This window comes from Desulfocicer vacuolatum DSM 3385 (genome assembly GCF_900176365.1).
In the GTDB taxonomy this organism is placed as follows: Bacteria; Desulfobacterota; Desulfobacteria; order Desulfobacterales; family Desulfobacteraceae; genus Desulfocicer; species Desulfocicer vacuolatum.
Map to the genome: position 1 here is coordinate 47739 of NZ_FWXY01000020.1, position 22666 is coordinate 70404.

Annotated in this window: 20 protein-coding genes; 13 read left to right on the plus strand and 7 right to left on the minus strand. The window is 44.7% G+C overall.

Translation table 11 applies throughout. From position 1 onward, the window contains the following. Positions 1–183: 183 nt before the first annotated feature. Positions 184–1842, minus strand: coding sequence for a glutamate synthase-related protein (locus B9A32_RS16265; RefSeq protein WP_332308527.1), 1659 nt, complete (start codon positions 1840–1842; stop codon positions 184–186). A gap of 652 nt (positions 1843–2494) precedes the next feature. Here B9A32_RS16265 and B9A32_RS16270 point away from each other — a divergent pair. Together B9A32_RS16270 and B9A32_RS16275 are read left to right on the plus strand one after the other, a co-directional pair. Further along, positions 2495–2947 carry a pyridoxamine 5'-phosphate oxidase family protein gene (locus B9A32_RS16270; RefSeq protein ID WP_232367200.1) on the plus strand — a complete coding sequence of 151 codons (453 nt, stop codon included), beginning with the start codon at positions 2495–2497 and terminating at the stop codon, positions 2945–2947. 308 nt (positions 2948–3255) lie between these two features. Continuing rightward, positions 3256–3618, plus strand: a complete 363-nt coding sequence (locus tag B9A32_RS16275; RefSeq protein ID WP_084070908.1) for an aminotransferase-like domain-containing protein — start codon at positions 3256–3258, stop codon at positions 3616–3618. A gap of 11 nt (positions 3619–3629) precedes the next feature. Here B9A32_RS16275 and B9A32_RS16280 read toward each other — a convergent pair whose 3' ends face one another. The 4 genes from B9A32_RS16280 to B9A32_RS21875 all read right to left on the minus strand — a co-directional run bounded on the left by B9A32_RS16280 (position 3630) and on the right by B9A32_RS21875 (position 6519). Then, positions 3630–3971 (minus strand): MoaD/ThiS family protein, encoded by a 342-nt coding sequence (locus tag B9A32_RS16280; RefSeq protein ID WP_084070910.1) that lies wholly within the window; start codon positions 3969–3971, stop codon positions 3630–3632. A 280-nt stretch (positions 3972–4251) separates the two neighbouring features. Then, positions 4252–5076, minus strand: coding sequence for a class I SAM-dependent methyltransferase (locus B9A32_RS16285; protein WP_084070916.1), 825 nt, complete (start codon positions 5074–5076; stop codon positions 4252–4254). Positions 5077–5284: 208 nt separating this feature from the next. Continuing rightward, positions 5285–6079, minus strand: a complete 795-nt coding sequence (locus B9A32_RS16290; protein ID WP_084070919.1) for a sporulation protein — start codon at positions 6077–6079, stop codon at positions 5285–5287. 254 nt (positions 6080–6333) lie between these two features. After that, complete coding sequence (locus B9A32_RS21875) at positions 6334–6519, minus strand: hypothetical protein (RefSeq protein ID WP_212637976.1); 186 nt, start codon at positions 6517–6519, stop codon at positions 6334–6336. 481 nt (positions 6520–7000) lie between these two features. Here B9A32_RS21875 and B9A32_RS16300 point away from each other — a divergent pair, with 481 nt between their 5' ends. From B9A32_RS16300 to B9A32_RS16320, 5 genes are all read left to right on the plus strand, one after another. Then, on the plus strand, positions 7001–8578 hold the full coding sequence (locus tag B9A32_RS16300) for an MBL fold metallo-hydrolase RNA specificity domain-containing protein (protein WP_084070925.1): 1578 nt from the start codon (positions 7001–7003) through the stop codon (positions 8576–8578). A 223-nt stretch (positions 8579–8801) separates the two neighbouring features. Then, on the plus strand, positions 8802–9464 hold the full coding sequence (locus B9A32_RS16305; RefSeq protein WP_232367201.1) for a TetR/AcrR family transcriptional regulator: 663 nt from the start codon (positions 8802–8804) through the stop codon (positions 9462–9464). Positions 9465–9628: 164 nt separating this feature from the next. Then, the gene (icmF, locus tag B9A32_RS16310; RefSeq protein ID WP_084070928.1) at positions 9629–12895 is read left to right on the plus strand and encodes a fused isobutyryl-CoA mutase/GTPase IcmF; all 3267 of its coding nucleotides are present in this window, start codon (positions 9629–9631) and stop codon (positions 12893–12895) included. 490 nt (positions 12896–13385) lie between these two features. Further along, positions 13386–14567, plus strand: coding sequence for an acetyl-CoA C-acetyltransferase (locus B9A32_RS16315; RefSeq protein ID WP_084070930.1), 1182 nt, complete (start codon positions 13386–13388; stop codon positions 14565–14567). 132 nt (positions 14568–14699) lie between these two features. Beyond that, the gene (locus B9A32_RS16320) at positions 14700–15551 is read left to right on the plus strand and encodes a 3-hydroxybutyryl-CoA dehydrogenase (RefSeq protein WP_084070933.1); all 852 of its coding nucleotides are present in this window, start codon (positions 14700–14702) and stop codon (positions 15549–15551) included. Between the two features lie 161 nt (positions 15552–15712). Here B9A32_RS16320 and B9A32_RS16325 read toward each other — a convergent pair whose 3' ends face one another. Continuing rightward, complete coding sequence (locus B9A32_RS16325) at positions 15713–16567, minus strand: SPFH domain-containing protein (RefSeq protein WP_084070936.1); 855 nt, start codon at positions 16565–16567, stop codon at positions 15713–15715. Between the two features lie 162 nt (positions 16568–16729). Beyond that, positions 16730–17185: an NfeD family protein gene (locus B9A32_RS16330; protein WP_084070939.1), complete on the minus strand. Its 456-nt coding sequence runs from the start codon at positions 17183–17185 to the stop codon at positions 16730–16732. Positions 17186–17705: 520 nt separating this feature from the next. Between B9A32_RS16330 and hgcA the strand changes: the two genes are divergently transcribed. The 6 genes from hgcA to B9A32_RS16355 all read left to right on the plus strand — a co-directional run bounded on the left by hgcA (position 17706) and on the right by B9A32_RS16355 (position 22538). After that, positions 17706–18911, plus strand: a complete 1206-nt coding sequence (hgcA, locus tag B9A32_RS16335) for a mercury methylation corrinoid protein HgcA (protein WP_084070942.1) — start codon at positions 17706–17708, stop codon at positions 18909–18911. Between the two features lie 120 nt (positions 18912–19031). Next, complete coding sequence (hgcB, locus tag B9A32_RS16340; RefSeq protein WP_250697393.1) at positions 19032–19322, plus strand: mercury methylation ferredoxin HgcB; 291 nt, start codon at positions 19032–19034, stop codon at positions 19320–19322. Between the two features lie 152 nt (positions 19323–19474). Next, complete coding sequence (locus tag B9A32_RS16345; RefSeq protein ID WP_232367202.1) at positions 19475–20227, plus strand: ParB/RepB/Spo0J family partition protein; 753 nt, start codon at positions 19475–19477, stop codon at positions 20225–20227. 97 nt (positions 20228–20324) lie between these two features. Continuing rightward, positions 20325–20609, plus strand: coding sequence for a hypothetical protein (locus tag B9A32_RS21880; protein WP_212637977.1), 285 nt, complete (start codon positions 20325–20327; stop codon positions 20607–20609). A 3-nt stretch (positions 20610–20612) separates the two neighbouring features. Continuing rightward, positions 20613–21239 (plus strand): LysE family translocator, encoded by a 627-nt coding sequence (locus B9A32_RS16350; RefSeq protein WP_084070948.1) that lies wholly within the window; start codon positions 20613–20615, stop codon positions 21237–21239. A 111-nt stretch (positions 21240–21350) separates the two neighbouring features. Continuing rightward, positions 21351–22538 carry a YkgJ family cysteine cluster protein gene (locus tag B9A32_RS16355; RefSeq protein WP_170923876.1) on the plus strand — a complete coding sequence of 396 codons (1188 nt, stop codon included), beginning with the start codon at positions 21351–21353 and terminating at the stop codon, positions 22536–22538. The last annotated feature ends 128 nt before the right edge of the window (positions 22539–22666 follow it).

Below are 22666 nucleotides of genomic sequence, written 5' to 3' on the forward strand. Positions count from 1 at the left end.
GAAAAAATGTTAGGCTTTCCTACTCTTTCATGCAAAACAGGCATCCCTGTCGGCAGCCCCCCCCCCGACGGACAATGTGTCCGGCCCGGAATCGTAGACGGCTCAATTGGCCGGTTCCTATTTCCCATCGGGGGGAGCTGCCTTAGGTAAACTTGGAGGCTACCTTGTTAACTCAATGGGATGTCATGAATTAAGAATTTTCTTTGCACTTTCATCGTTGACATCTGAACAGTGGGGAACACCTGTTTCCCTTGCTGTTTCTCTATTTCCAGAGAAAATTTCCTGTCGGGTAATCTGATTCATGGAAAATTTTCTGGCACCGGCCATGAGCTGCTGCAACCCGCACCCGAGTTTGTCTGCAAGGGTGAAAAAGGCAATGGCGCTGTAAGGAATGTTTTTCATCTCATCTTTGCCCACTATTTTTTCCAGATCATGGTATCCGGCAAAGATTTCATCCACGGTTTTTCCTTCCTGGAGCACTGTTCTGGGAAGCTCGTTCCAATTTCCGCTCACCGCGGCCCTTCTTTCTGGATTCAAGGCGCCTTCAATGTTGGCACCAAGGAATCCCGGTATCATAACTGCCCGGCCCATGCAGATCAGTTTGGTGTAGGGAGCACCAAGTGCAAGGGCTTTAAAAATATGATCTTCCAGGGCAAAACCACCGGCAAAGGACATGTCCACCACGCTTTTTCCCTTGGCCGAAAGAAGGTTTGCATATTCATGGGCCTTTGCGTGGAGATTAATGGAGGGAACCCCCCAGCTTTGCATCATATTCCATGGGCTCATTCCTGTGCCGCCGCCGGAACCGTCAATGGTGAGAAGGTCAAGATTGGCATCTGTGGAGAATTTAATGGCCATGGCAAGTTCTTCCATGCCGTAGGACCCTGTTTTTAAGGTTATTCTTTCAAATCCGAGGTTACGCAGATATTCCACGCTGTTCATGAAATCTTCCTGGACTTTATCCACACTGTCCAGATCGGTGCTGCCCAATCTGCTGTGGCGGGCAAATGATTTTATGGCACCTTGTTCAAATCCCTTTTGCACTTCGGCCAATGAAGGATCAGGATCCACCACATAGCCCCTTTCTTTCAGAAAAAGTGCGTAGTCCAGGCTTTTTACCTGGATTTCTCCACCAATATTTTTTGCGCCTTGACCCCATTTGAGCTCAATAATGCATTTATCGCCATATTTGTCCACGACATATTCTGCAACACCGTTGCGGGTGTCTTCAACATTCAATTGAACAATAATGGCACCATATCCGTCATAATATCTGAGATAGGTGTCTATTCTACGATCCAGCTCCGGTGCGCTTTTAATTTTCCCTTTTTTTTCAGTGCCGGAATTAATCTGTGAATTTCTGTCAACACCCACCACATTTTCGCCAATGACAACGGGGATACCGATCAATGCACCGCCTATGGCAAATCCGTCCCAGTATTTTTCAGCAATAAAGGTTGATCCCATGGCGCCGGTCATTATGGGCATACGTACTTTGGTTTTTTTTGTTTTACCAAATTCTGTTTCCAGGCTGACGTTGGGGAAAATGCTGTCGTCTGGATCTGTGGTGAGATTTCCCGGCAGGCCATGGGCACCATAAGCATATCCCTGAATTCTCAAAGAGTTGTAGGAAACCCCCACATGTGTTGTATTGTTTCCTCCGGCAGTGACCAGGCCAAAGCTTCTGGGGTAAAGCAGTTTTCTTCCCACCATGCTTGAAAGCCAGGTTTCGCATTTTCCTTTACAATCGGCTCGGCATAAGGTGCACAGGCTTGATTCAGCTGCATTACCGCGGTTACTTGTGCCTAACACATCATTTGCCTTTGAAAATCGCATATCCATGTTTAAGTATCCTTTGGTTTGTGGGTTGGTGTTTCAGTTTGTTTTTTTATATGAAATACTCCGCAAAACAGGGGTGTATTTCAAGCTTTGTTGTGGGCAGAGCGAGATCAAGATTAAGGTCTGCCCGTGGCAGTTTTGCGGGCTTAAAGGGACTTTAAAAAACAAAACGGCGTCTTTCCAGATTAAACCCGGAAAAAGACGCCGTTGTCATTTAATTGTATCTTAAGTTATAGCACTCCATTGTACTTTACAACTTAATTTATTTAAAAAAGAATACCTTTAATTATTTTTCATGTCAATAGAAAATATAACATTAATGTATTTCATGCTTTTTTGTTAAAGTAACTGTTTTCTGGGAGTGTGTTTTACAAAAATGTTAAATATAAATTAAATATTCGTCATTGACTATTTATTGTGTGCCTGAGTCTGTAAGTCCGGGGCACCATATTTGAGTTTTAATTCTCGCAGAAAAAGGCGTATGGGATTCTTTGAACTCAAATTTGTGCCAGTGCGGTTTGGTGCCATCTGTATCTATTAATTATCTTTGATCTGGTTCTTTTAAAGGTGGTAATTGTGATTTATAATCCATTTCTATGGTGCAATATTAAATATATAATTTTATAAAAAAAGGAAAGGTCTTATGTTCCGAGAAATGAGAAGAAAAGAAAAAACAATGTCAAAAGAATCAGTTGCCGCACTTTTAAATTTGGCAGAAGAAGGCGTGCTGGCCACCACAGGGCAGGATAATTATCCCTATGCTGTGCCGTTGAATTATGCATATCATGCTGGTGCTATTTATTTTCATTGCGCAGAGACAGGACAGAAACTTGATAATATAGAAAACAACAATAACGTCTCTTTTTGTGTGATTAAGGACACAAAAATAATTCCAGATGATTTCAGTACGAAATTTAAAAGTGTTGTTTTGTTTGGTAAAGCACAAGAACTTTTTGATAATAAAAAAGAGCAGGGGCTTATTTTGTTGCTTGAAAAATATTCCAGTGATTATTTGGAAGCTGGTAAAAAATATATTAAAAATGCAATGGATAAAACCCGGGTATTTAAAATTGAGATTGAACATATGACCGGTAAAGAAACAATTTGAAGTTGTTTTGTTAAAGTGTTATGCCGCCCACTCCGATGGGCAATGGTCCCGGCCCGGAACTGTAGACAAAGCTCGACGGGCCGGTTCCTATTATCCCTTGGGGGGAGACTCTGCTGAGGTTGCCCGGAGGTTGTATTCTCTAATAAAGAAACGTCATCCTTCAGTTACCCCAATGATACTTTACAGTTTTAAAAAAACGAGCACCGGAAAATGGGCAATTGACTGTAAAAGTGTAAAGCAGGAATGAAAGATGCCAAAGAACGTTAAAATTAAAGGGTAAAGTCATTCTGTTCTCATAAGATGCTGATATGATAATTTTAAATGAAAAATTTAAAAGTCCGTTGTACCTTCAGATATACCGACAGTTTAGAGAAAAAATTATTTCCGGGCAATTTCCCGAAGCGTCAAAAAAAGTCATGGGAAAAGAAGTCATGATCCATGGCATCAATGCCGGGTTGCATATTACTCTGGAGTTTAAAGACAAGGTATCTGAAATCGACTTGATTCAAAAGGCAAAAAATCATGGGATTGCTGTTTATCCTGTGTCCAAGTGCTGGATTCGGAAACATCGATATGAGAAGGAGATGATCTTATTGGGTTACAGCGGAATGGATGAAAGGGATATTATAGACGGAGTTAAACTTCTGAATAAAGCATGGTTTGGTGGATAACTGTTATTCATTTATTTTGTTTTATCGCCCTTAACAATACCCAGCATGACCCGGTAAGGACCAGGGGTTCCCGGGGGCAGCAAGCCCAAACGGTCACCATCCTGGATAACAGTGTCAAAAGGTTTTATCAGGCCATTGAGAAAAACCCCCTCCACATCTTTCTGTTGAAGTTTCAACCTTGCCAGCAAATCGTTTATGGTGCTTCCCCGGGGAATTTTCTGGGTAACGTTATAATAATCAAATCCGTTTTTGTTCAGTTTCTTTTGCAAAAAGGAGAAAGCGTTAAAGGTGATTTTGATGAATTTTTCATTATCCTCTGTCCCGGCATCGGTTTTGTGGTTTGGAGGTGTCATTTAATTGTTTCCTGTATATCTATATTATTTCAACTTCACTTTCACTTCCCCATTGGACTGAACCTGAAAAGCAAGGACCGGGGTAAACCATTGTGATGGCGGATAATCCTGGATTCTTTTTTATATGAAAAGGCAGTCTCCAAGGCAACCTCAGCAGAGCCGCTCCCCCCCCGATGGGCAATATCAAATGCCTCCCAGATCTGGGACGTATATCATGCTTTGTTGTGGGCAGAGCCGGATCAGAACACGGTCTGCCCATGGCCGTTATGAGAAGATGCCGCTATTTAATGAAAATGGCTTCCATAAGGCGAATTCTATCTTCGTCAATATTGGCACTCATGGTATTGCCAAAGGATTTTCCATTGTCACCAAAAATGATATGGGGACCCAAAGGTGATGGGGTTTCTGTTTGCTTTTTAAAGGCCGCTTTAACCCGTTCCCACCATTTTTTTGCCTGATCCGTGCGATTTTCTGATAAACGGCAGGTAAAGTCATTTTTCAGAATCAATGCCTCCATTTCCGGCCATGGCATCAGAACGGAAATATCCTCGTGGGCAGCCCAGGGCACCGGTAGATGGATGGGGGTATTGGCACCCTGAACGATTTCATGGAGAACCATCATGCCGCCGGGTTTAAGGATTCGCATGAATTCTTTAAAAGCGGCATCTTTATCGTCAATATTCATGAGGGTATGCTGGCACCATACGGCATCAAAGGAATTGGATTGCAGACCCGTGTTCAGGATATTGCCCTGGGAATAGGTGATGGCATCATCAAGGCCTGTGGAGTGGGTCAATTTTTCTGCCACTTCAATGAAGTCCGGTACAAGGTCCATGCCGGTGACCTTAAAACCGCACTCCCGGGCTAAAAGTCGGCAGGAGCCCCCGATGCCGCACCCGGCGTCCAGAACTTTTGTTCCCGGGGGAAGTGCTGTTGTTCGGGCCAGTTCCAGGGTTGCCATGTGCCCACCTGTGTGCAGCTGGTCAATAACAGCAAGATCTTTTAATTGCAAGTTGTCCATATCTTTCCCGGCCTGGGTAAGGGCGGTGAATATTTTGCTGCAAAGATTTTCAGAACCATAGTGCCGGTTGATTTCAGTCTCCATTGAATCTCCTTTTTTTTCGTATCCCGCTTTTAAGGCTATTGGCGGAAAAGAATATGCCGGGATGCGCAGGATTTTTATTCACATTACAGGCCAATTTTCCATGCATAGGGATTTCATATATGGAAAGATTGACCTGGAAGACAAGTAAAAAAACAGGCAGACCGGAATGTTTTTGACAAAATAGGCTAAGGTCACATGATGCCAACTATCATGCACAATATTCTTCAATAATATCATTCATTTTACCCGTTAAATCGGGTAAATCTTTTTTCTGCACTAAAAAATTCACCATGGTTTCATCGGTGCCCATCATTTCAGAAAGATGCCCGAACACTCCTTTGGCCTTGCGATCCACTTCCATGAAGATCTGGATGGAATCCTCAAAAGGCTTGAACACCAGTTCAATTTCATCAAGCCTGTTTTTAAAACTTCCTTTAACAGGTTTGAGTTCAAATTCCTGGACAAAGGGAACCCTCATATCCATGGCTGCCGGGGCCGGTTCACATACCACTTCACTGATTTCAAACCCAAGTTCCATTGCAGCGTCCAGCACCCTTTCTGCCAGGGGATGGGGGGTCACATTTAAGTAGTCTTTATCTCCGGGGTCAATGGCCATTTTAATGTCCAGACCGGTTTCCACCCAGGTGACGGTTTTCCCGGCAGTGGCCGGGGTGTCCCATGGCAATGTAAAGTTGAGATCAAAGCTGACGCTTTCCTCCGGATTCAGTGTAAATGGTTCGGAGATCTGAAGGCGCATGATTTCAGCAGTTCGGGTTACATCAACTTCCGTTTCTTCATCATCCTCACCAATTTCCACTTCATCTTCATAGGTGCTTTTAATTTTGATATAAACAGTGTCAATGTCCTGGGTCACTTTGCCGCCGGTGATGTTGACCACTCCTTCCACGGGCTGACCGGGAACAAAAACATTGTTAAACAGCTCTGTTTCCACGGTTGCCGATCCGATGCCCACCTTTGAAAGAATGTTTTTAAAAAATGACATAATAGTTTTCCTTGTCTTAAATCGTTTGTTTTTCAGCTTTAAAAAAATGATTCAAAATGTTTGAGGTTTTGATTAAATTTTTTATAAATAGCTGTTTTGTCAGGAAAGGTAAACTCCGGAGAGTAAAAGTTCCATGGAAAATTTGTTGCAGGTGGATGTGTCAGTGTTAGTTACCATTTAAATCCCCTTTGCTAAACGGTATGAGTTCATTGGCTCCTTCTATCAGAAATTGAAGATAAAAATCAAGCCATGGCTCATTCTAATGTTATAACCGCCACGGGCGGACCGTTTTCTGATCCGGCTCTGCCCACAACAAAGGTAGAAATACTCCACATATTTACGGAATATTTCATATAAACCGCCACGGGCGGACCGTATTCTGATTCGGTTCCGTCCACAACGAAGCTTGAAATACGCCTCTGATTGGCGGAGTATTTCATATAAAAATTATCAAGACAACACTCATAGTTATTTTTTATTTGTTCAAAATAAAGCATGAAAGTGATTTGGGGGTTGGTCATACCGTGGGGCTTTGTGTGATAAAATTTTATTTTTGCCTATAGTGGGCCAGCTTATGATCAATCTCGTAATTTTAGATTCATCTTAATGTTCTTAATAAAACACAACACTTGACTTGCGTTTGAAATTTCATTGGTTTACTATTCTTTTTGTTCGCCAAATATTGGCGATGGCCATGCTTTATTTTGATTTTAGATAACTGCCATGGGTAGACGCTTGTTTGATTTTGACCTGTTTACAGTAACGTTTGAAACTCTATCTTGTTTGCCGGATTTTTTTATAACCGCCATGGGCGGACCTTATTTTGACCTCGATCTGCCCACAATAAATATAGCAATGCTCCACAGATTTCAAATTTACGGAGTATTTCATATAAATTCATTTTATATAAGGAGGCGCTTCATGCATGTAACTTTTTACGGCGCTGCCAGGGAAGTGACCGGCTCCATGCATATGATCAGCACGGAAAACGACAGGGTATTACTGGATTGCGGACTTTTCCAAGGCCGCAGAAAAGATACCTGGGAAAAAAATAAAGTCATCGCCTTTGATCCCACCATCCTGACCAATGTGGTGCTCTCCCATGCTCACATAGACCATTCCGGCAGAATTCCCCTGCTGGTGAAAAAGAATTTTAACGGCCGGGTTATCACCACCCGGGGCACCCTGGATGTATGCGGTTATCTTTTGCCGGATTCTGCGCACATTCAGGAGTCCGACGCCGATTATCTTAATTACAAGACCGCCCGTGCCGCCCTGCGGACCCATGGTAAAAAAGGAGTGGCCGATGATTTGACTCACCGGGAGGCCAGCCAGGTTAAAAAACTGCTGAAAAAAGGAAATAACAGGCTCAACCGCCAGACCATCCTTGAACTTGGCAATCAGTATGGTTTAAAGCAGGTGGAACCCCTTTATGGTGAAGAAGATGCCCGTCATGCCCTGGGAATTTTTTCCGGTGTACCTTACAGAACCCCTGTCACCGTTGGAGAGGACATGACCTGTACCTTTTACGAAGCAGGTCATATTCTCGGATCGGCCATCAGTATTATTCGTTGCGGAAGGGGGGCTGAACAGAAAACCATCTGTTTCACAGGGGACCTGGGGCGATTTGGCATGCCCATTTTAAAGGATCCCTGCACAAACTTTAATGAAGAAGACAGAAACATTGATCTGCTGATAACGGAAAGCACCTATGGGGATCGCCTCCATGAAACCGCAGAAGATCTCCATTCCCGGATGATTCAGGAGCTCAATGCTGCCCATGACAAAAATGGATCTGTGGTGATTCCCTCCTTTGCCCTGGGCCGTGCCCAGGAGATTCTTTATGTTATCCACGAATTATACGAAAAAAATCTGGTTCCCCGCATGCCGGTGTATGTGGACAGCCCGCTTACCGCATCATTGACCAAGGTGTTTGGGGAGCATCCTGAACTTTACGACAATGAGACCCACAAAGCATTTCTTGAAAAAGGTCTTAATCCCTTTTTGTTTGATAAAGTCAACTTTGTCAGTTCAGTGGATGAATCCATGGAGTTGATGCGAAAAAAAGAGCCTTGTATTGTCATCTCTGCATCGGGTATGTGCGAAGTGGGGCGTATTCTACATCATCTTCGTTATAGAATTCATAATCCCAATAATACTATTCTCATTGTGGGGTTCATGGCCCAGCACACCCTGGGACGTCACATTCTTGAGTTGAGCCAAGCCTATGAGACCAGGGGAAGAAAGGGGGAGGTGCCCACGGTGAAAATTCTGGGTAAAGAATATCCCTTAAAGGCCCGGGTGGTGCGTCTGGGGGGATTCAGTGCCCATGCAGATAAAAACGAAATGATGCGTTTTATAAAACAGTCTAATCTGAAGATTAAACGGGCAGCCGTGGTTCACGGTGAGGAAAACGCTTCTTTGAAATTTGCAGAACTGCTCAGAACCCATGCCATTGATGCCAGGGTACCGAAGCGTGGGGAGACCATTAAAGTGTAACCTTAATTCATTAACTGGGGATGGTTTCTGTAGGTAAATTGTTTGGATAAACTTTTGCAGATTCATCCCCTGTCAGTGCTGTTCACACTCTGTTAAGTGCTGTGATCCGGTCCTGTTTTTTTGTCATCATAATTCCTTGACAAGGAATGATAAAGATTGTAAAAAAAAGAATGACTGAGCGCTCGTTCAACAACCTTCTTGGGTCACTGGAGACGAAGCCGTTTTGAAACGTAATCAAAAAAAGAAGCTGATGGATGACAATGGGGTTCCCACCCAGATAAAAAATCCGGATCTTGTCCGTGAGAGAAGGCGACAGATTGTCGATTCCACGGTCCATCTGTTTGTGGAACATGGGTATCATAAAACCACCACCCGAATGATTGCAAAGGAAGCCGGGTTTTCCATTGGATCATTATATGAGTATGTGGGGTCCAAGGAAGATGTGCTGTACTTGGTGTGTGAAGCCATACACATTGAGGTGAATAAAGCTGTTGAAGAGACCTTGTCCTGTTCTGAACAGGGGGCAAAAACCCTTACCGAGGCCATCCGGGAATTCTTTCTGGTGTGTGAAAGGATGAATGACCATATCCTGCTCATGTACCATGTGACCCAATTTCTTCCTGACAAATGGAAGAAAAAAGTGCTGGAGAATGAACTGGGAATCACAGATATTTTCATTGGTTTGCTCACGCGCCTTTCAGGTACAGGGGATATTCCTGTCCTTGATTCCAAAACCATTTCCCTTGTGGGACACAATATTTCCGTTTTGGGCCAGATGTGGGCCTTTCGGCGATGGGTGCTTGCCAAACAATTTTCCATACATGAATACAGTGAGTTGCAGACTCGTTTTATTTTGGGGTTGATTTTCCAGCAAAAAAAGTCATGAGTCCTCTGCTTTAAAAATTGGGTGGTTTTTTTACCTCCCCCCTTTGCCTGCCAATTTTTTGTGCGGGTTGCGGGGACTCTTCTGATTTCTATCCGCCCACAGCAAAGCTTAAAAAATTTCCCAGGTTTGCCGGGAGTTTCTTATAAAAAAAACAAGGAGATGTGATGAGCGTTATTGAAGAGATTTATAAACCCGAAAATGCGGTAAGGGTGGTCACGGCCACCTCCCTTTTTGACGGCCACGATGCATCCATAAATATCATGCGGCGGATGCTGCAGGACTCCGGCGCAGAGGTGATTCACATCGGTCATAGCCGTTCTGCAGAAGAGGTGGTACAAGCTGCCATAGAAGAGGATGCCCAGGGAATAGCTGTCTCCAGTTACCAGGGTGGACACGTGGAGTTCTTCAAATACATTGTGGATCTTCTCAAGGAAAGAGATGTGTCCCATATTAAAGTGTTCGGCGGTGGCGGCGGCGTTATTATTCCTTCGGAAATAAAAGAGCTTGAGGCCTATGGGGTTACCCGGATTTATTCCCCGGAAGATGGGGCCAAAATCGGTCTCCAGGGTATTATCAACGATCAGATGAAGAAGATGGATTTTTCCACGGTGAATCTTGACAACATTGAATATGAAAAACTCAATGTTGAAGAAAAATATATCACAGCCAATACCATCACCGCTGTCCAGGAGGCCAAGGTTCAAAATGACGGTTCATTGGAACCCATTATGGAAAAACTGGCACAGATAAAAAACAGTGAAACCCCGCCGGTGATCGGCATCACCGGAACAGGCGGTGCTGGCAAATCCTCCCTCACCGATGAATTGATTTTACGAATTTTGCGGGATCTTAAGGATGTGCATGTGGCCATCATCAGTTGTGATCCCTCCCGGAGAAAAACCGGCGGTGCCCTGCTTGGTGATCGTATTCGCATGAACGCCATTGAGACCGGCCGGGTTTACATGCGATCCCTTGCCACCCGGGAAGCCCAATCGGAACTGCCCGCTTCTCTTCCGGAAGCCATTGCCGTTGCAAAGGCTTCGGGGTATGATATTGTTATTGCAGAAACCGCAGGTATCGGCCAGGGCGATTCCAGGATCATAGATTTGGTTGATATTGCCATCTATGTCATGACAGCAGAGTTTGGTGCTCCCTCTCAGCTGGAAAAAATCGATATGCTTGATTATGCCGATCTGGTGGTGGTGAATAAATTTGAAAAAAGGGGCAGTGAAGATGCTGTACAGGATGTGCGAAAGCAGGTTCAGCGAAATCGCAAGGATTGGACCACCCCGTTGGACAAGATGCCCGTGTACGGTACCATTGCCTCCCGATTCAATGATGACGGTGTAACCGCTTTTTACCATGGCCTTTTAGATCTCTTAAATGAAAAAACCGGAAAAGGTTTTGTCACTTCCATTCCCAGAACCGGTGTGACCTGCTCCAGCTCCAAGACAATTATTATTCCATCGGAACGGATTCGATATCTTGCAGAAATTGCCGATACCGTGCGAAATTACCACAAAGAGACCGAAGAACAGGCCGATGCCCTTCGCAGGCTGTGGCACCTTAAAGAGGCGGAAAAAAGCCTTGGTGGATCTGATGTGGCCAATGTGGTCTCTCAGTTTAAGGATGCCATTGCAGGTGCCGAAGCCAAGGTTGATCCGGAAACCCAGAAAATTCTTGAAGAGTGGTATGTGGTCAAGGAAGCTTATTCCAAAGATGAACTCTCCTACCAGGTTCGGGGAAAAGAGATCAAGTTGCCCCTTTATACAGAATCCTTGAGTCATTCCAAGATTCCCAAGGTGTGTGTGCCGGCATATAAAGATCCCGGCGAAGCCTTGAAATTCATGCGCAAAGAAAATGTTCCCGGTCGTTATCCCTACACTGCAGGGGTTTTTCCCTTGAAACGTGTGGATGAAGATCCCACCCGCATGTTTGCAGGGGAGGGCGGTCCCGGAGATACCAATAAGCGTTTTAAACTGCTTTCCAGTGCCTATCCTGCCAAGCGACTTTCAACAGCCTTTGACTCCGTAACTCTGTACGGCTATGATCCTGCTGTACGGCCTGATATTTATGGTAAAATCGGAAATTCCGGTGTGAGTATCTGTACCTTGGAAGACATGAAGCTTCTGTATGACGGGTTTGATCTGTGCGCACCCAACACCTCTGTGTCCATGACGGTGAACGGGCCGGCCCCCATGATGCTTGCCATGTTCATGAACACCGCCATTTCCCAGCAGATGGAAGTGTTCCGGGAAAAGGAGGGAAGAGAACCCGGGGATGAAGAGACCCAAGAGATCCGCCAACGGGCCATTTCCAGTGTGCGCGGCACGGTACAAGCCGATATTCTAAAAGAAGATCAGGGCCAGAACACTTGTATTTTCTCCATTGAGTTTGCCCTTAAAATGATGGGGGATATCCAGCAGTTCTTTATTGATAATGCCATTCGTAATTTTTATTCAGTGTCCATATCCGGGTATCACATTGCAGAGGCCGGTGCCAATCCCATTACCCAGCTGGCCTTGACCCTGTCCAACGGATTTACCTATGTGGAATATTATTTGTCCCGGGGTATGCATATAGATGATTTTGCACCGTCTCTTTCTTTTTTCTTTTCCAACGGCATGGACCCGGAATACACTGTGATTGGCCGGGTGGCCCGGCGTATCTGGGCCGTGGCCATGAAATACCTGTACAAGGGCAATGAGCAGTCCCAGAAACTGAAATACCATATCCAGACTTCAGGACGCTCCCTGCACAGCCAGGATATTCAGTTCAATGATATCAGGACCACCCTTCAGGGACTATGTGCCATCTATGATAACTGCAACAGTCTTCATACCAATGCATTTGATGAAGCCATAACCACCCCCTCCAGTGAGTCTGTGCGCCGGGCCCTGGCAGTACAGCTGATTATCAACCGGGAGTGGGGACTTGCCAAGAACGAGAATCCCCTCCAGGGCAGTTTTATTGTGGATGAACTCACCGATCTGGTGGAAGAAGCTGTTTTAATGGAGTTTGAGCGCATCACCGAAAGGGGAGGGGTTTTGGGTGCCATGGAGTCCGGATACCAGCGGGGTAAAATCCAGGAAGAATCCATGTACTATGAATTGCTCAAACATTCCGGTAAATATCCCATCATCGGTGTTAACACCTTCATTGATCCCGACGCAGATTATGAGGAAATGACCTCCTGCCTGGAACTTTCCCGTTCAGATGAATCCCAAAAAGATGAGCAGCTCAGAAGGCTTGCCGCCTTTAAAGAGGCCCATGGCGATGTTGCCGGGGAATCTCTGGCAAAGCTTCAGCAAACTGCCCTTGAGGGGGGAAATATGTTTGCAGAGTTGATGAATACAGTGCAGCATTGTTCCCTTGGAAGCATTACCCAGGCCCTTTATGATGTGGGTGGAAAATATAGACGAAACATGTAAAATAGCTGAATAAGAGATATTCTGTTGCCGGGGCGATTGTTTTTATTAAATTGTCCCGGCATAATTATTTTCACAATGCAAGATTTTGGTTCTTTTTAAGGCATCTTTCATACAAATTCAAAAGAAATTTACACTTTTTAGTCAACTTTTCCCGGGAAATGGGTACCTCTGTCTGAACAGTGTAAAACAGGAATTAAATATGTCTTTTTAAATGAAAGTTATTCATCTTGTGATGTTTGTCCTAATTTGAAATATTGCCTCAGATGATGATAATTAAAAACCTTATAATCTATTGTATTAAGTTCAATTTTATGGTTTTTAATTGGAGGTAATTTAAATTTCATGGGTTTGATCATAATTTTAGCCACTCTTGGCAGTTTATGGCGCAACAAGGACTACCCGCCGCATTGTGATTTGTTTTAAGTAAGCAAAGTAACGTGATTGTTAAACGATATGAAAATCAAAAAACTTAAAGGAAATGAGGCTTTAAATGAGAAAGGCAGTTATTGTAAGTGCAGTCAGAACCCCCCTGGGGAGCTTTGGTGGCTCATTAAGTAAAATTGGCGCCACAGATTTGGGTGCCCATGTGATAAAAGAGACCATCCGCCGTGCAGGCATTGAAAAAACAGACATTCAGGAATGTATCATGGGCATGGTACTTCCCTGTGGATATGGACAGAATCCCGGAAAACTGGCAGCCGTTAAAGCGGGTCTTCCCTGGGAGGTGGAATCCATCACCATTAACAAAGTGTGCGGTTCATCCCTTAAAGCCGTGATGCTGGCAGCCCAGGCCATTCAGTGTGGGGATGCCGATGTGGTGGTGGCAGGCGGTATGGAAACCATGAGCATGGCTCCTTATTACATGGATAAGGCAAGGTGGGGTCACCGCATGGGCCCGGGGAAAATTGAGGATCACATGGTCCATGACGGGTTGTGGGATGTGATCAATGATTTTCACATGGGAATGTCCAATGAATTGTCTTCTGAAAAATGGGAAGTTTCCAGGGAAGAGCAGGATCAATTTGCTGCCGAGTCTTATCGGCGTGCCTGTGAAGCAGTAAAATCGGGTCGTTTTAAAGATGAAATCGTTCCTGTGGAAATTCCCCAACGCAAAGGTGATCCCATTGTGTTTGACACCGATGAATGTCCCCAGGAAACCGGTTATGAAAAATTATCCAAAATGAAGGGGGCATTTAAAAAGGGCGGTGTGGGTACGGCCGGTAATGCATCCATCATCAGTGACGGTGCTTCGGCCCTGGTGATTATGGAAGAAGAAAAAGCCAAGGCGTTGGGGTGCACCATCATGGCGGAAATCGGTGCCCAGGCATCCTATGGCATTGATATGAAATATGTTCTCATGGCACCCATTTATGCCATTCCCAAGGTTTTAAAAAAAGAGGGCTGTACCATTGATGACATTGATCTGTTTGAAATAAATGAGGCCTTTAGCGGTAGTTCCGCAGGCATCAACAAGGTTTTGGAACTTGATTCTGAAAAAGTCAATGTCAACGGCGGCAGCGTGGCATTGGGCCATCCCATCGGTGCCAGCGGGGCCCGGGTTCTCACCACCCTTTTATATGAAATGGAAAAACGAAATCTTAAAAAAGGACTTGCCTCCCTTTGCCTTGGCGGCGGAGAAGCTGTGGCCCTGGTGATTAATCGACCGGCATAAATAAATAGTTTTCGGCACGGTTTTTACACTCTAAATCCGTGCCCGTGTTGTTGATACTCTGTTCTTTCGGGGGTGTTTTATCACCCTTATTACTCAATTGTTTTTTATTGAAATATATATTCAGGAGAGATCATGGAGATTAAAAAATTCGGCGTAATCGGCGCAGGTCAGATGGGCAACGGTATTGCCCAGGTGGCCGCTGCCAGCGGACTTGAAGTGTTGATGAGTGATATCAAGGAAGAGTTCACCGCCAACGGTGTGGCAAACATAACGAAAAATCTGGCAAGAAGCGTTAAAAAAGGTAAGCTGGACCAGGCTGAAATGGATGCCATTCTGGCCAGAATCAAAACCACCACAGACCTCAAAGACATGGCCTCTGTGGATTTTGTTGTGGAAGCTGCTGTGGAGCGTGAAGACCTTAAATTTAAAATTTTTGAGGATCTTGATGCAGTGTGCCCGGAACACGTTATTCTCTCCACCAACACCTCTTCCATTCCCATTGGCCGCATTGCTGCCAGAACCAAACGCCCGGACAAAGTAATCGGCATGCATTTCATGAATCCGGTGCCGGTGATGAAGCTTGTTGAAGTCATCAAGGGACTTCCCACTTCAGAAGAAACCTTTAACATCACCTGGGAATTGAGTAAAAAATTTGGTAAAACTCCGGCCGAAGCCAATGATTTCCCGGGATTCATTGCCAATAGAATTCTTCTGCCCATGATCAATGAGGCCGTCTTTTGTCTCTACCAGGGTGTGGGAAAACCCGAAGACATTGATACAGTCATGAAGCTTGGTATGAATCATCCCATGGGCCCCCTGGCTCTTGCTGACCTCATTGGTCTTGATACCTGTCTTGCCATCATGGAGACTTTGTATGACGGGTTTAAGGACTCTAAATACCGCCCCTGTCCTCTGTTGAGAAAATATGTGGAAGCCGGTTGGCTGGGACGTAAGGTGGGTAAAGGATTCTACGATTACAATTAATCCACCGTTGTTAAGCAGTTATAACGCCCGGGCCGTACATCGGTTCCGGGCGTTTTTGTTTTTTTGGCGATTTTTTTTATATAACTGCCACGGGCAGACCGTATTATGATCCGGCTTTGTTGTGGGTGGAACCGGATCAGAATGCGGTCCGCCCGTGGCGGTTATTTTAACGCGCCGATGATACCCTTGACAGCTGCGGGCAGATCTGCCGGCAATACCACCACTTTGGAATTCTGGGAGGTGGATACGTTTTTCAGAGCTTCAATGTATTTTTCACCCAACAGGTACAGCATGGGCAATTCCTTGTCCTGGATGGCAGAGGTGACCTTTTCTATGGCCAGCTGGCTTGCCTTGGCAAGGACAATCTGGGCTTCGCCATCCCGCCGGGAGGCCTCCACCCGGCCTTCAGCCTGGAGAATGGCAGCGGACTTATCACCTTCAGCCCGGGTGACGGTGGCCCGTCTTTTCCGCTCCGCTGCGGCCTGCTCTTCCATGGCTGCCTGCATGGTGGGGGACGGATTGATGTCCTGGATTTCCACGGTTTTCAATGCAATGCCCCAGTCGGAAATATCATCTGATATGGCATCCTTTAACCGGGTGCGGATGAGGTTGCGGTTGGAAAGGGCTTCATCCAGATCCATCTCTCCCACAATGGACCGGAGGGAGGTTTGAACCAGGGTTTTGATGGCTGCCTCATAATCATCCACCCCATAAACGGCTTTATCTGGAAAAAGAATGTTGATATAGGCCACGGCATTGGTGATGATCACAGCATTGTCCTTGGTGATCACTTCCTGGCTGGGAATATCCAGCACAATGTCCTTGGTGATCACTTTATAGGCCACCTTGTCCATGTAAGGAATAATAATATTCAATCCGGGATTCAGTGTTTTACTGTATTTTCCCAGACGCTGTACCACATGTTTATTTCCCTGGGGCACAATACGCACCCCCAGGCTGATGGTGACTATCACTAAAATTAAAAAAAATCCCGCAACAACAAGTCCTGAACCCATGGTTATTCCTCCTGAATATTGGTTTTGAAATTAATTCATGGTAAATATTCGGTCAGCACCCCATTTTTACCTGTTTTGGCCTGTTCACACAGCACAATAGTATGCTACGCAGTCCCAAACAGGTACCCAAACATTTACATTAGCAATCCGAATATTTACAATTCATGTATTGATTATTTTAACAATCAAGGTATTTCCAGATACATCCACCACCTGGACCCGGTCTCCCATGTGGGTATTTTTATGACATATAAAGGCCCATTGCTCTGATCCTAACACCGGTACGGTAAACTTCATTACCCCTCTTGTGTCTGTGCTGGCAGGTTTTACCACCAGCCCGGACTCCCCCAGAACCGCTTCCAGGGAGATACCCGCTTTGGTTTTATCTTCCATTTTCATTTTGAAAAACTTGAACCATAAAATAGTAAAAAAGATGGAGGCCAGGGTCCAGGAAAAGAGTTGAAGGCCAAGGGAAAGTTGGGGAATCGCCCACATGACGGCCGCCACAAGAAGAGCGCCCAGGCCAAACCAGATAATGGTGAAACTGGGTATTATCAATTCAGACATGATTAGAACCATGGCAAACACTAACCAGTACCATGCTTTGATTTGCAACATTTTTGTTCTCCTTTTTCATTGTAGAAGAGTTTTGGGGAACATCTTTGATCAAATAGATACGATTAAAGCTGAAAAGTCAAGGGGCACTGGGGAATCGATAAATTTTTATATTTAAGTCTGATTCCATTTGCAAGGTTACTGTGTCGTAATTTGGATTTACAAAAATGGTGCTGTGTTCTCCTATTGACCTGTGGATGTAAAAAGGGCACAATGAAAATTATGGGTATAGATATTTGCCGCAACAAAGGTTAAAATTCTTATGATTTCAAAAAATACCTGGATGTTTCGAATTGTTGAGCGTTTACGAAGTATATATATTAAGGAACTCAACTTTCGGTGTTCGCATTTCGTGGTGGGGTCAGGCTTTCGTTATTGACATTATCGAGGTTTTTTTCGTTGGCAAAGGCCTTGGTCGATAACATCAATAACAAAAGTCTGCCCCGTCGGCACACTGACCCCATCGGTACATTTAAAAATGCCGGCTTTGAAATGAAGCCCGAAAGTTGAGTTAAGGAATCCCATGACTGCTTTGATGAGTCAAATGCCGGAACAATTGGAAGAATTATCAAGTTCAACTGATTTTACATTGTCCACAAAGAGTGTGAAAATATTATCCTCCATGCCAGACAATGGTGGATCATATTATTCTAATTTAAAACTACAGCCCTTGGAAACCCATGAAAAGGCAGGCTATCAACTCTGTTCGCATGTGGAAGATTTTATCTTCACCAAGGCAGGCACAGTGCCTAAGATCAAGACTCAATTGAGTCGGGATGATATTTTCTCCACGATTATGGTTCGGTGTGGAATTGGCCGAAATAATTACCGCGTGGCTCCGGGTTTGTATGGTGTGGGGGAGCCTGGCAGAACTTCTGAGGTGTTGGTGACTGCAAATTTTAAACTATCTTTTGATCATTTAAGGCAAGAACTTAAAGGGATTAATGTCTGGATTCTGGTGTTGGATACCCGGGGAGTCAATGTTTGGTGCGCTGCAGGAAAAGGCACTTTTTCCACCAGTGAACTGGTTCACCGAATTGAAAGCACCGGCCTTAATCTTGTGGTGGACCATAAAAGAGTTATTGTCCCCCAGCTTGGAGCCACTGGAGTATCGGCACGTTTGGTGCAGGAACGGTGTGGTTTTCGGGTGGTGTTTGGTCCCATAAGATCCCGGGACATGGTTGAATTTTTACAAAACCGGCGAAGGGTGACTCCCGGCATGCGCCAGATCACATTTACTTTGGCCGAACGATTTGTTTTAACCCCGGTGGAAATTCGTATTGCAGCCAAATCTGTTTTTATTATGGCTTTGGCTTTGGTGTTTATTTCTGGTATTGGCCCTCAGATCTTTTCCCTGGAACAGGCGTGGAACAAGGGGCGTACCGGCATTGTAATGATTTTAACGGGAGTCTTATCCGGTACGGTGGTGACTCCGGTGCTGCTGCCCTGGCTGCCGTTTCGGCAGTTTGCTGCCAAGGGAATTGTTTCAGGCAGTGTGCTGGCTGCCACTCTTTTATTCTTTTTGCCCCTTACCCAGGGGGGTATTAAAGGATCAATGGCTCTTTTTCTTTTTTCCGTTGCCATCAGCTCCTATTTTGCAATGGGGTTTACAGGAGCGACGCCTTTCACATCTCCTTCCGGGGTGGAAAAGGAGATGAAACGATTTATTCCGATTCAGGCCATATTAATGTTAATTTCAATGGTGTTATGGATTTATTCGTCATTTTAGAGTCTTTATGTTAAACTCCGCCCAAAGCCTTGGAATCATGGGGACTTCAAACTTCGTTGTGGGCAGATCGAGATCAGAATAGGTTCCGCCCATGGCGGTTATTCAGGAGTGAAAAATAATATGCAAAATTTGAGGTATTTGGATGGGGTTTCAACCCTTAAGCTTTCCCAGAAACTCTGTGTGGGCTGTGGACTTTGCATTGAGGTGTGTCCCCATGGGGTATTTGTGCTGGATGAGCATAAAGCCCATATCCAAGATCTTGATGGGTGTATGGAGTGTGGAGCATGTGTGAATAATTGTCCCACAAGCGCCATTTCTGTGACCCCGGGAGTGGGCTGAGCTGCTTATATTATCCAGGTTTGGATAAAGGGTAAAGAAAATGCTTCCTGCGGCATTGGAGGATGTTGTTAATTGTGAGGACTTAAACCATTGCCTGTTTTTTTGTTATGGGGTATAAAAAATTATTTTATTGATAAATTAGTTAAAAACCTGCTCGTTTGAGCAGGTTTTTATGTTTATTGACCACTTGGAATGTATCCAAAACAGATAGACAGGTGTTTATAGTGAAGACAGAGTTAATTGCGATTTCAGAGCTTAGGGTTGAAGCACCTTTTTCATCCCTTTTTCCCATTGGTAAAGAGACCCTGGAGGCCATTGCCACGGATATGAGAGCCGGTGGGTTTGATGATAGTTTTCCCCTTATTGTATGGGAAGGTAAAAATGTGGTGGTGGATGGTCATACCCGGTTTGCAGCGGCACGGGAGCTTAATCTTGAAGCGGTTCCTGTACTTTATAAAAATTTTGAAAATGAGGATGATGCCATCCTTTACTGTTTCCACATTCAGAGAAATCGCAGAAATCTTGCCGATGATGATATCTTAAGGTGCCTGGAGGTTTTGGATAATATTAACCCACCGGTCCGGGAAAATAAAAAGGAAAGAGATGGTACATCTTTGCCTCCTGTCACCAAAAAAGAGAAAGACATACTCCGGGCCAAGGAGCTTGGCACCAGTGTGGCTAAGGCCCAAAAGGCAAGAAAATTGCTTGAACATGGCGATGATGAGATTAAACAAAGTGTTGCTTCCGGGGAAAAATCCATTAACCAGGCCTACCAGGAGGTTCAGGAACAACGCCGGGAAAGTGGTGAACTAAAGGGAAAGAGCACAACAGGGCTTGGCAACACGGCAAAGTACACAAAGGCATTGGGCAATTTTTTAAGAGAGCTTGCCAGGTTAAAGGATAATAATTGGGAAGATGTACCCAAACAGAAGGTGTTTGAGGATCTTGCCTCCATCACAAAATTTGTTGAGAGTTGATGGAATCTTTTTTTATATAAAATTCCGTCCAAGGACCTGTAATAATTAGAGTTTCATTTTTCGTTGTGGCTGGTGGTTACAGCCATGTATTTTTTATATGAAATACTCCGCAAATCTGTGGAGCGTTTCTATCTTTGTTGTGGGCAGAGCCGGATCAGAATACGGTCTGCCCGTGGCAATTATATACAATGCAGCCTCCAAGGCAACCTCAGCAGAGCCGTCCCCCCGACGGGCAATAGGAACCGGACAATTGAGCTGTCTACAGTTCAGGTCCGGGCCCATTGCCCGTCGGGGGGACGGCGGTATAATACCATTTTCTATATTTGTTGTGGGCGGATCGCGGTCAAAACAAGATTCGCTTGTGGCGGTTATGGGGAGATAAAAAATGATATCTTTTGAAATTATTTTAACATTTTTTGCAGCTGCCATACTTCTGGCCCTGGCACCCGGGCCAGATAATATTTTTGTTTTGACACAGTCCACATTGCGGGGCCGATGGGCCGGTGTGGCTGTCACCATGGGGCTTTGCACCGGCCTTGTTTTTCACAGCAGTGCTGTTGCTCTGGGGGTGGCCGCCATTTTTCAAACATCTGTGCTGGCTTTTTCTGCGCTTAAATTTGCCGGGGCCGGATATCTGATCTATCTGGCATGGCAGGCATTTCGTGCCTCGGCACAAAAATTTTCCGGGGGCTCCATGGAGACAATGTCATTTAAAAAACTCTATGGACGGGGAATTATTATGAATATCACCAACCCCAAGGTTTCCATTTTTTTCCTTGCTTTTTTGCCCCAGTTTGTTGTCCCGTCGGCGGGCAGCATTCCCCTTCAGATTTTGATGCTGGGTGGAATTTTTATTTTTGCCACCCTGATTGTTTTTGGCTCAATTGCCATGGTGGCCGGATACCTTGGGGAGCGAATGAATCAATCTCCAGGCATGCAGAAAATATTAAACCGTGTGGCTGGAACTGTATTTCTTGGACTTGCTCTGAAACTTGTCACCACACGCCAATAAGTGTAAAGTCATCAACTTAGATGAAAATTTTACAATCAGTATGCTCTGATTTCTCCACAATTACTTGTGGTCCTTTCTCTGCCATACATTCCTATGAAGGAGATCTACCCCATGGACACAGAGCAGACAGATGCTGTAAATGCCCTGGAACAACTTTTTTTAAACACCATAACATCCCATTTGCGTCCAGGGATTACCTTTGACGGATTTCGCTCGGGCCTGGAAAAAACGGCGGCCTTGGCTGAAAGAATTGTAACACAGGTCCATCAGGAGCAGGCCGGTGTCTCTTTGGCCTGTGGGGCCGGTTGCAGCTATTGTTGTCACGCCCAGGTCAAGGTAACCCCGCTGGAGGCCCTGGTGATATTTGACTGGGTGGGAAAAAATTTTTCACAAATCCGGCGCACACTTTTGAAAAAAAGAATTGATAATAATCGTAAGCTCACAGAGGGGGTGAATCTTGAACATCGTGTGATGGTGAAAGATCAGACACCCTGTATTTTTTTGGAAAATGGTGTGTGCAGTATTTATCCGGTGCGTCCATTAATCTGCAGGGCCTGGACATCTTATAGCTATGATGCCTGTGAAAAAGCCTTTTTATCCGAAAATCACACCGCTGAAATTGAATCCTCTGCTCCCAGTAATTTTGTTTATTCCCTTGGGCGTAAAATCATTGAACAGGTGTGTAAGGCCTATGGGTTGGAATCAAGGCCCCTGGAGCTGCCCCTGGCCATGGCCCACTGTTATGGACACATTGATCTGTCCCGTGAATGGATACAAGGTAAGATCTTCTTTGCAAAAGATCTAATACCGGATTTTCCGGTTAAAACAGATGACCCTTCATTCATGGAAATCCAGGTGCCGGCATTTCTCCGGCGGTTTTCACTTTCCTACATAAAAGATGGCACCTGTTTGGAATATTTCCTCTACAGTAAGGAAAAAAAACATGAGATTTCAACGGCGTTGATTGTTTCCCACGATGTCTGTTCTCATTCAATCAATGTGTCAAAATTTTATCCGGAAATTTACAAGGAAACCACACCTAAATATATGTCGGCTGCCCTTTTTTTTCTTATGATGCACCATGCTGCCGGAATTTTTGATATTCATTGTGATTGTAAAATCTGTCTTGAGACAAAACGCATGGTGTTTGAATCATTTTATGGACGACTCAAAGATTTTGATTTTTTCATCCATCGGCATCACGTTTCAAATAATTGTAATGTGCAGGGATGTTATCACGATTTCCCACTGGAAACAGCCATGATAAGAGAAGAAAGCCCATCTGACAGAATGAATTAACTTTATGCCACGTTTTTCCATGAAATTCACGAAGTGTCACTGTGGTTAAATAATTTTATATTTTGGAAAAAGCTTGGTATGATGATGAATAACATCTCTTTTACGGAAACAAATACCATGCTCCATTC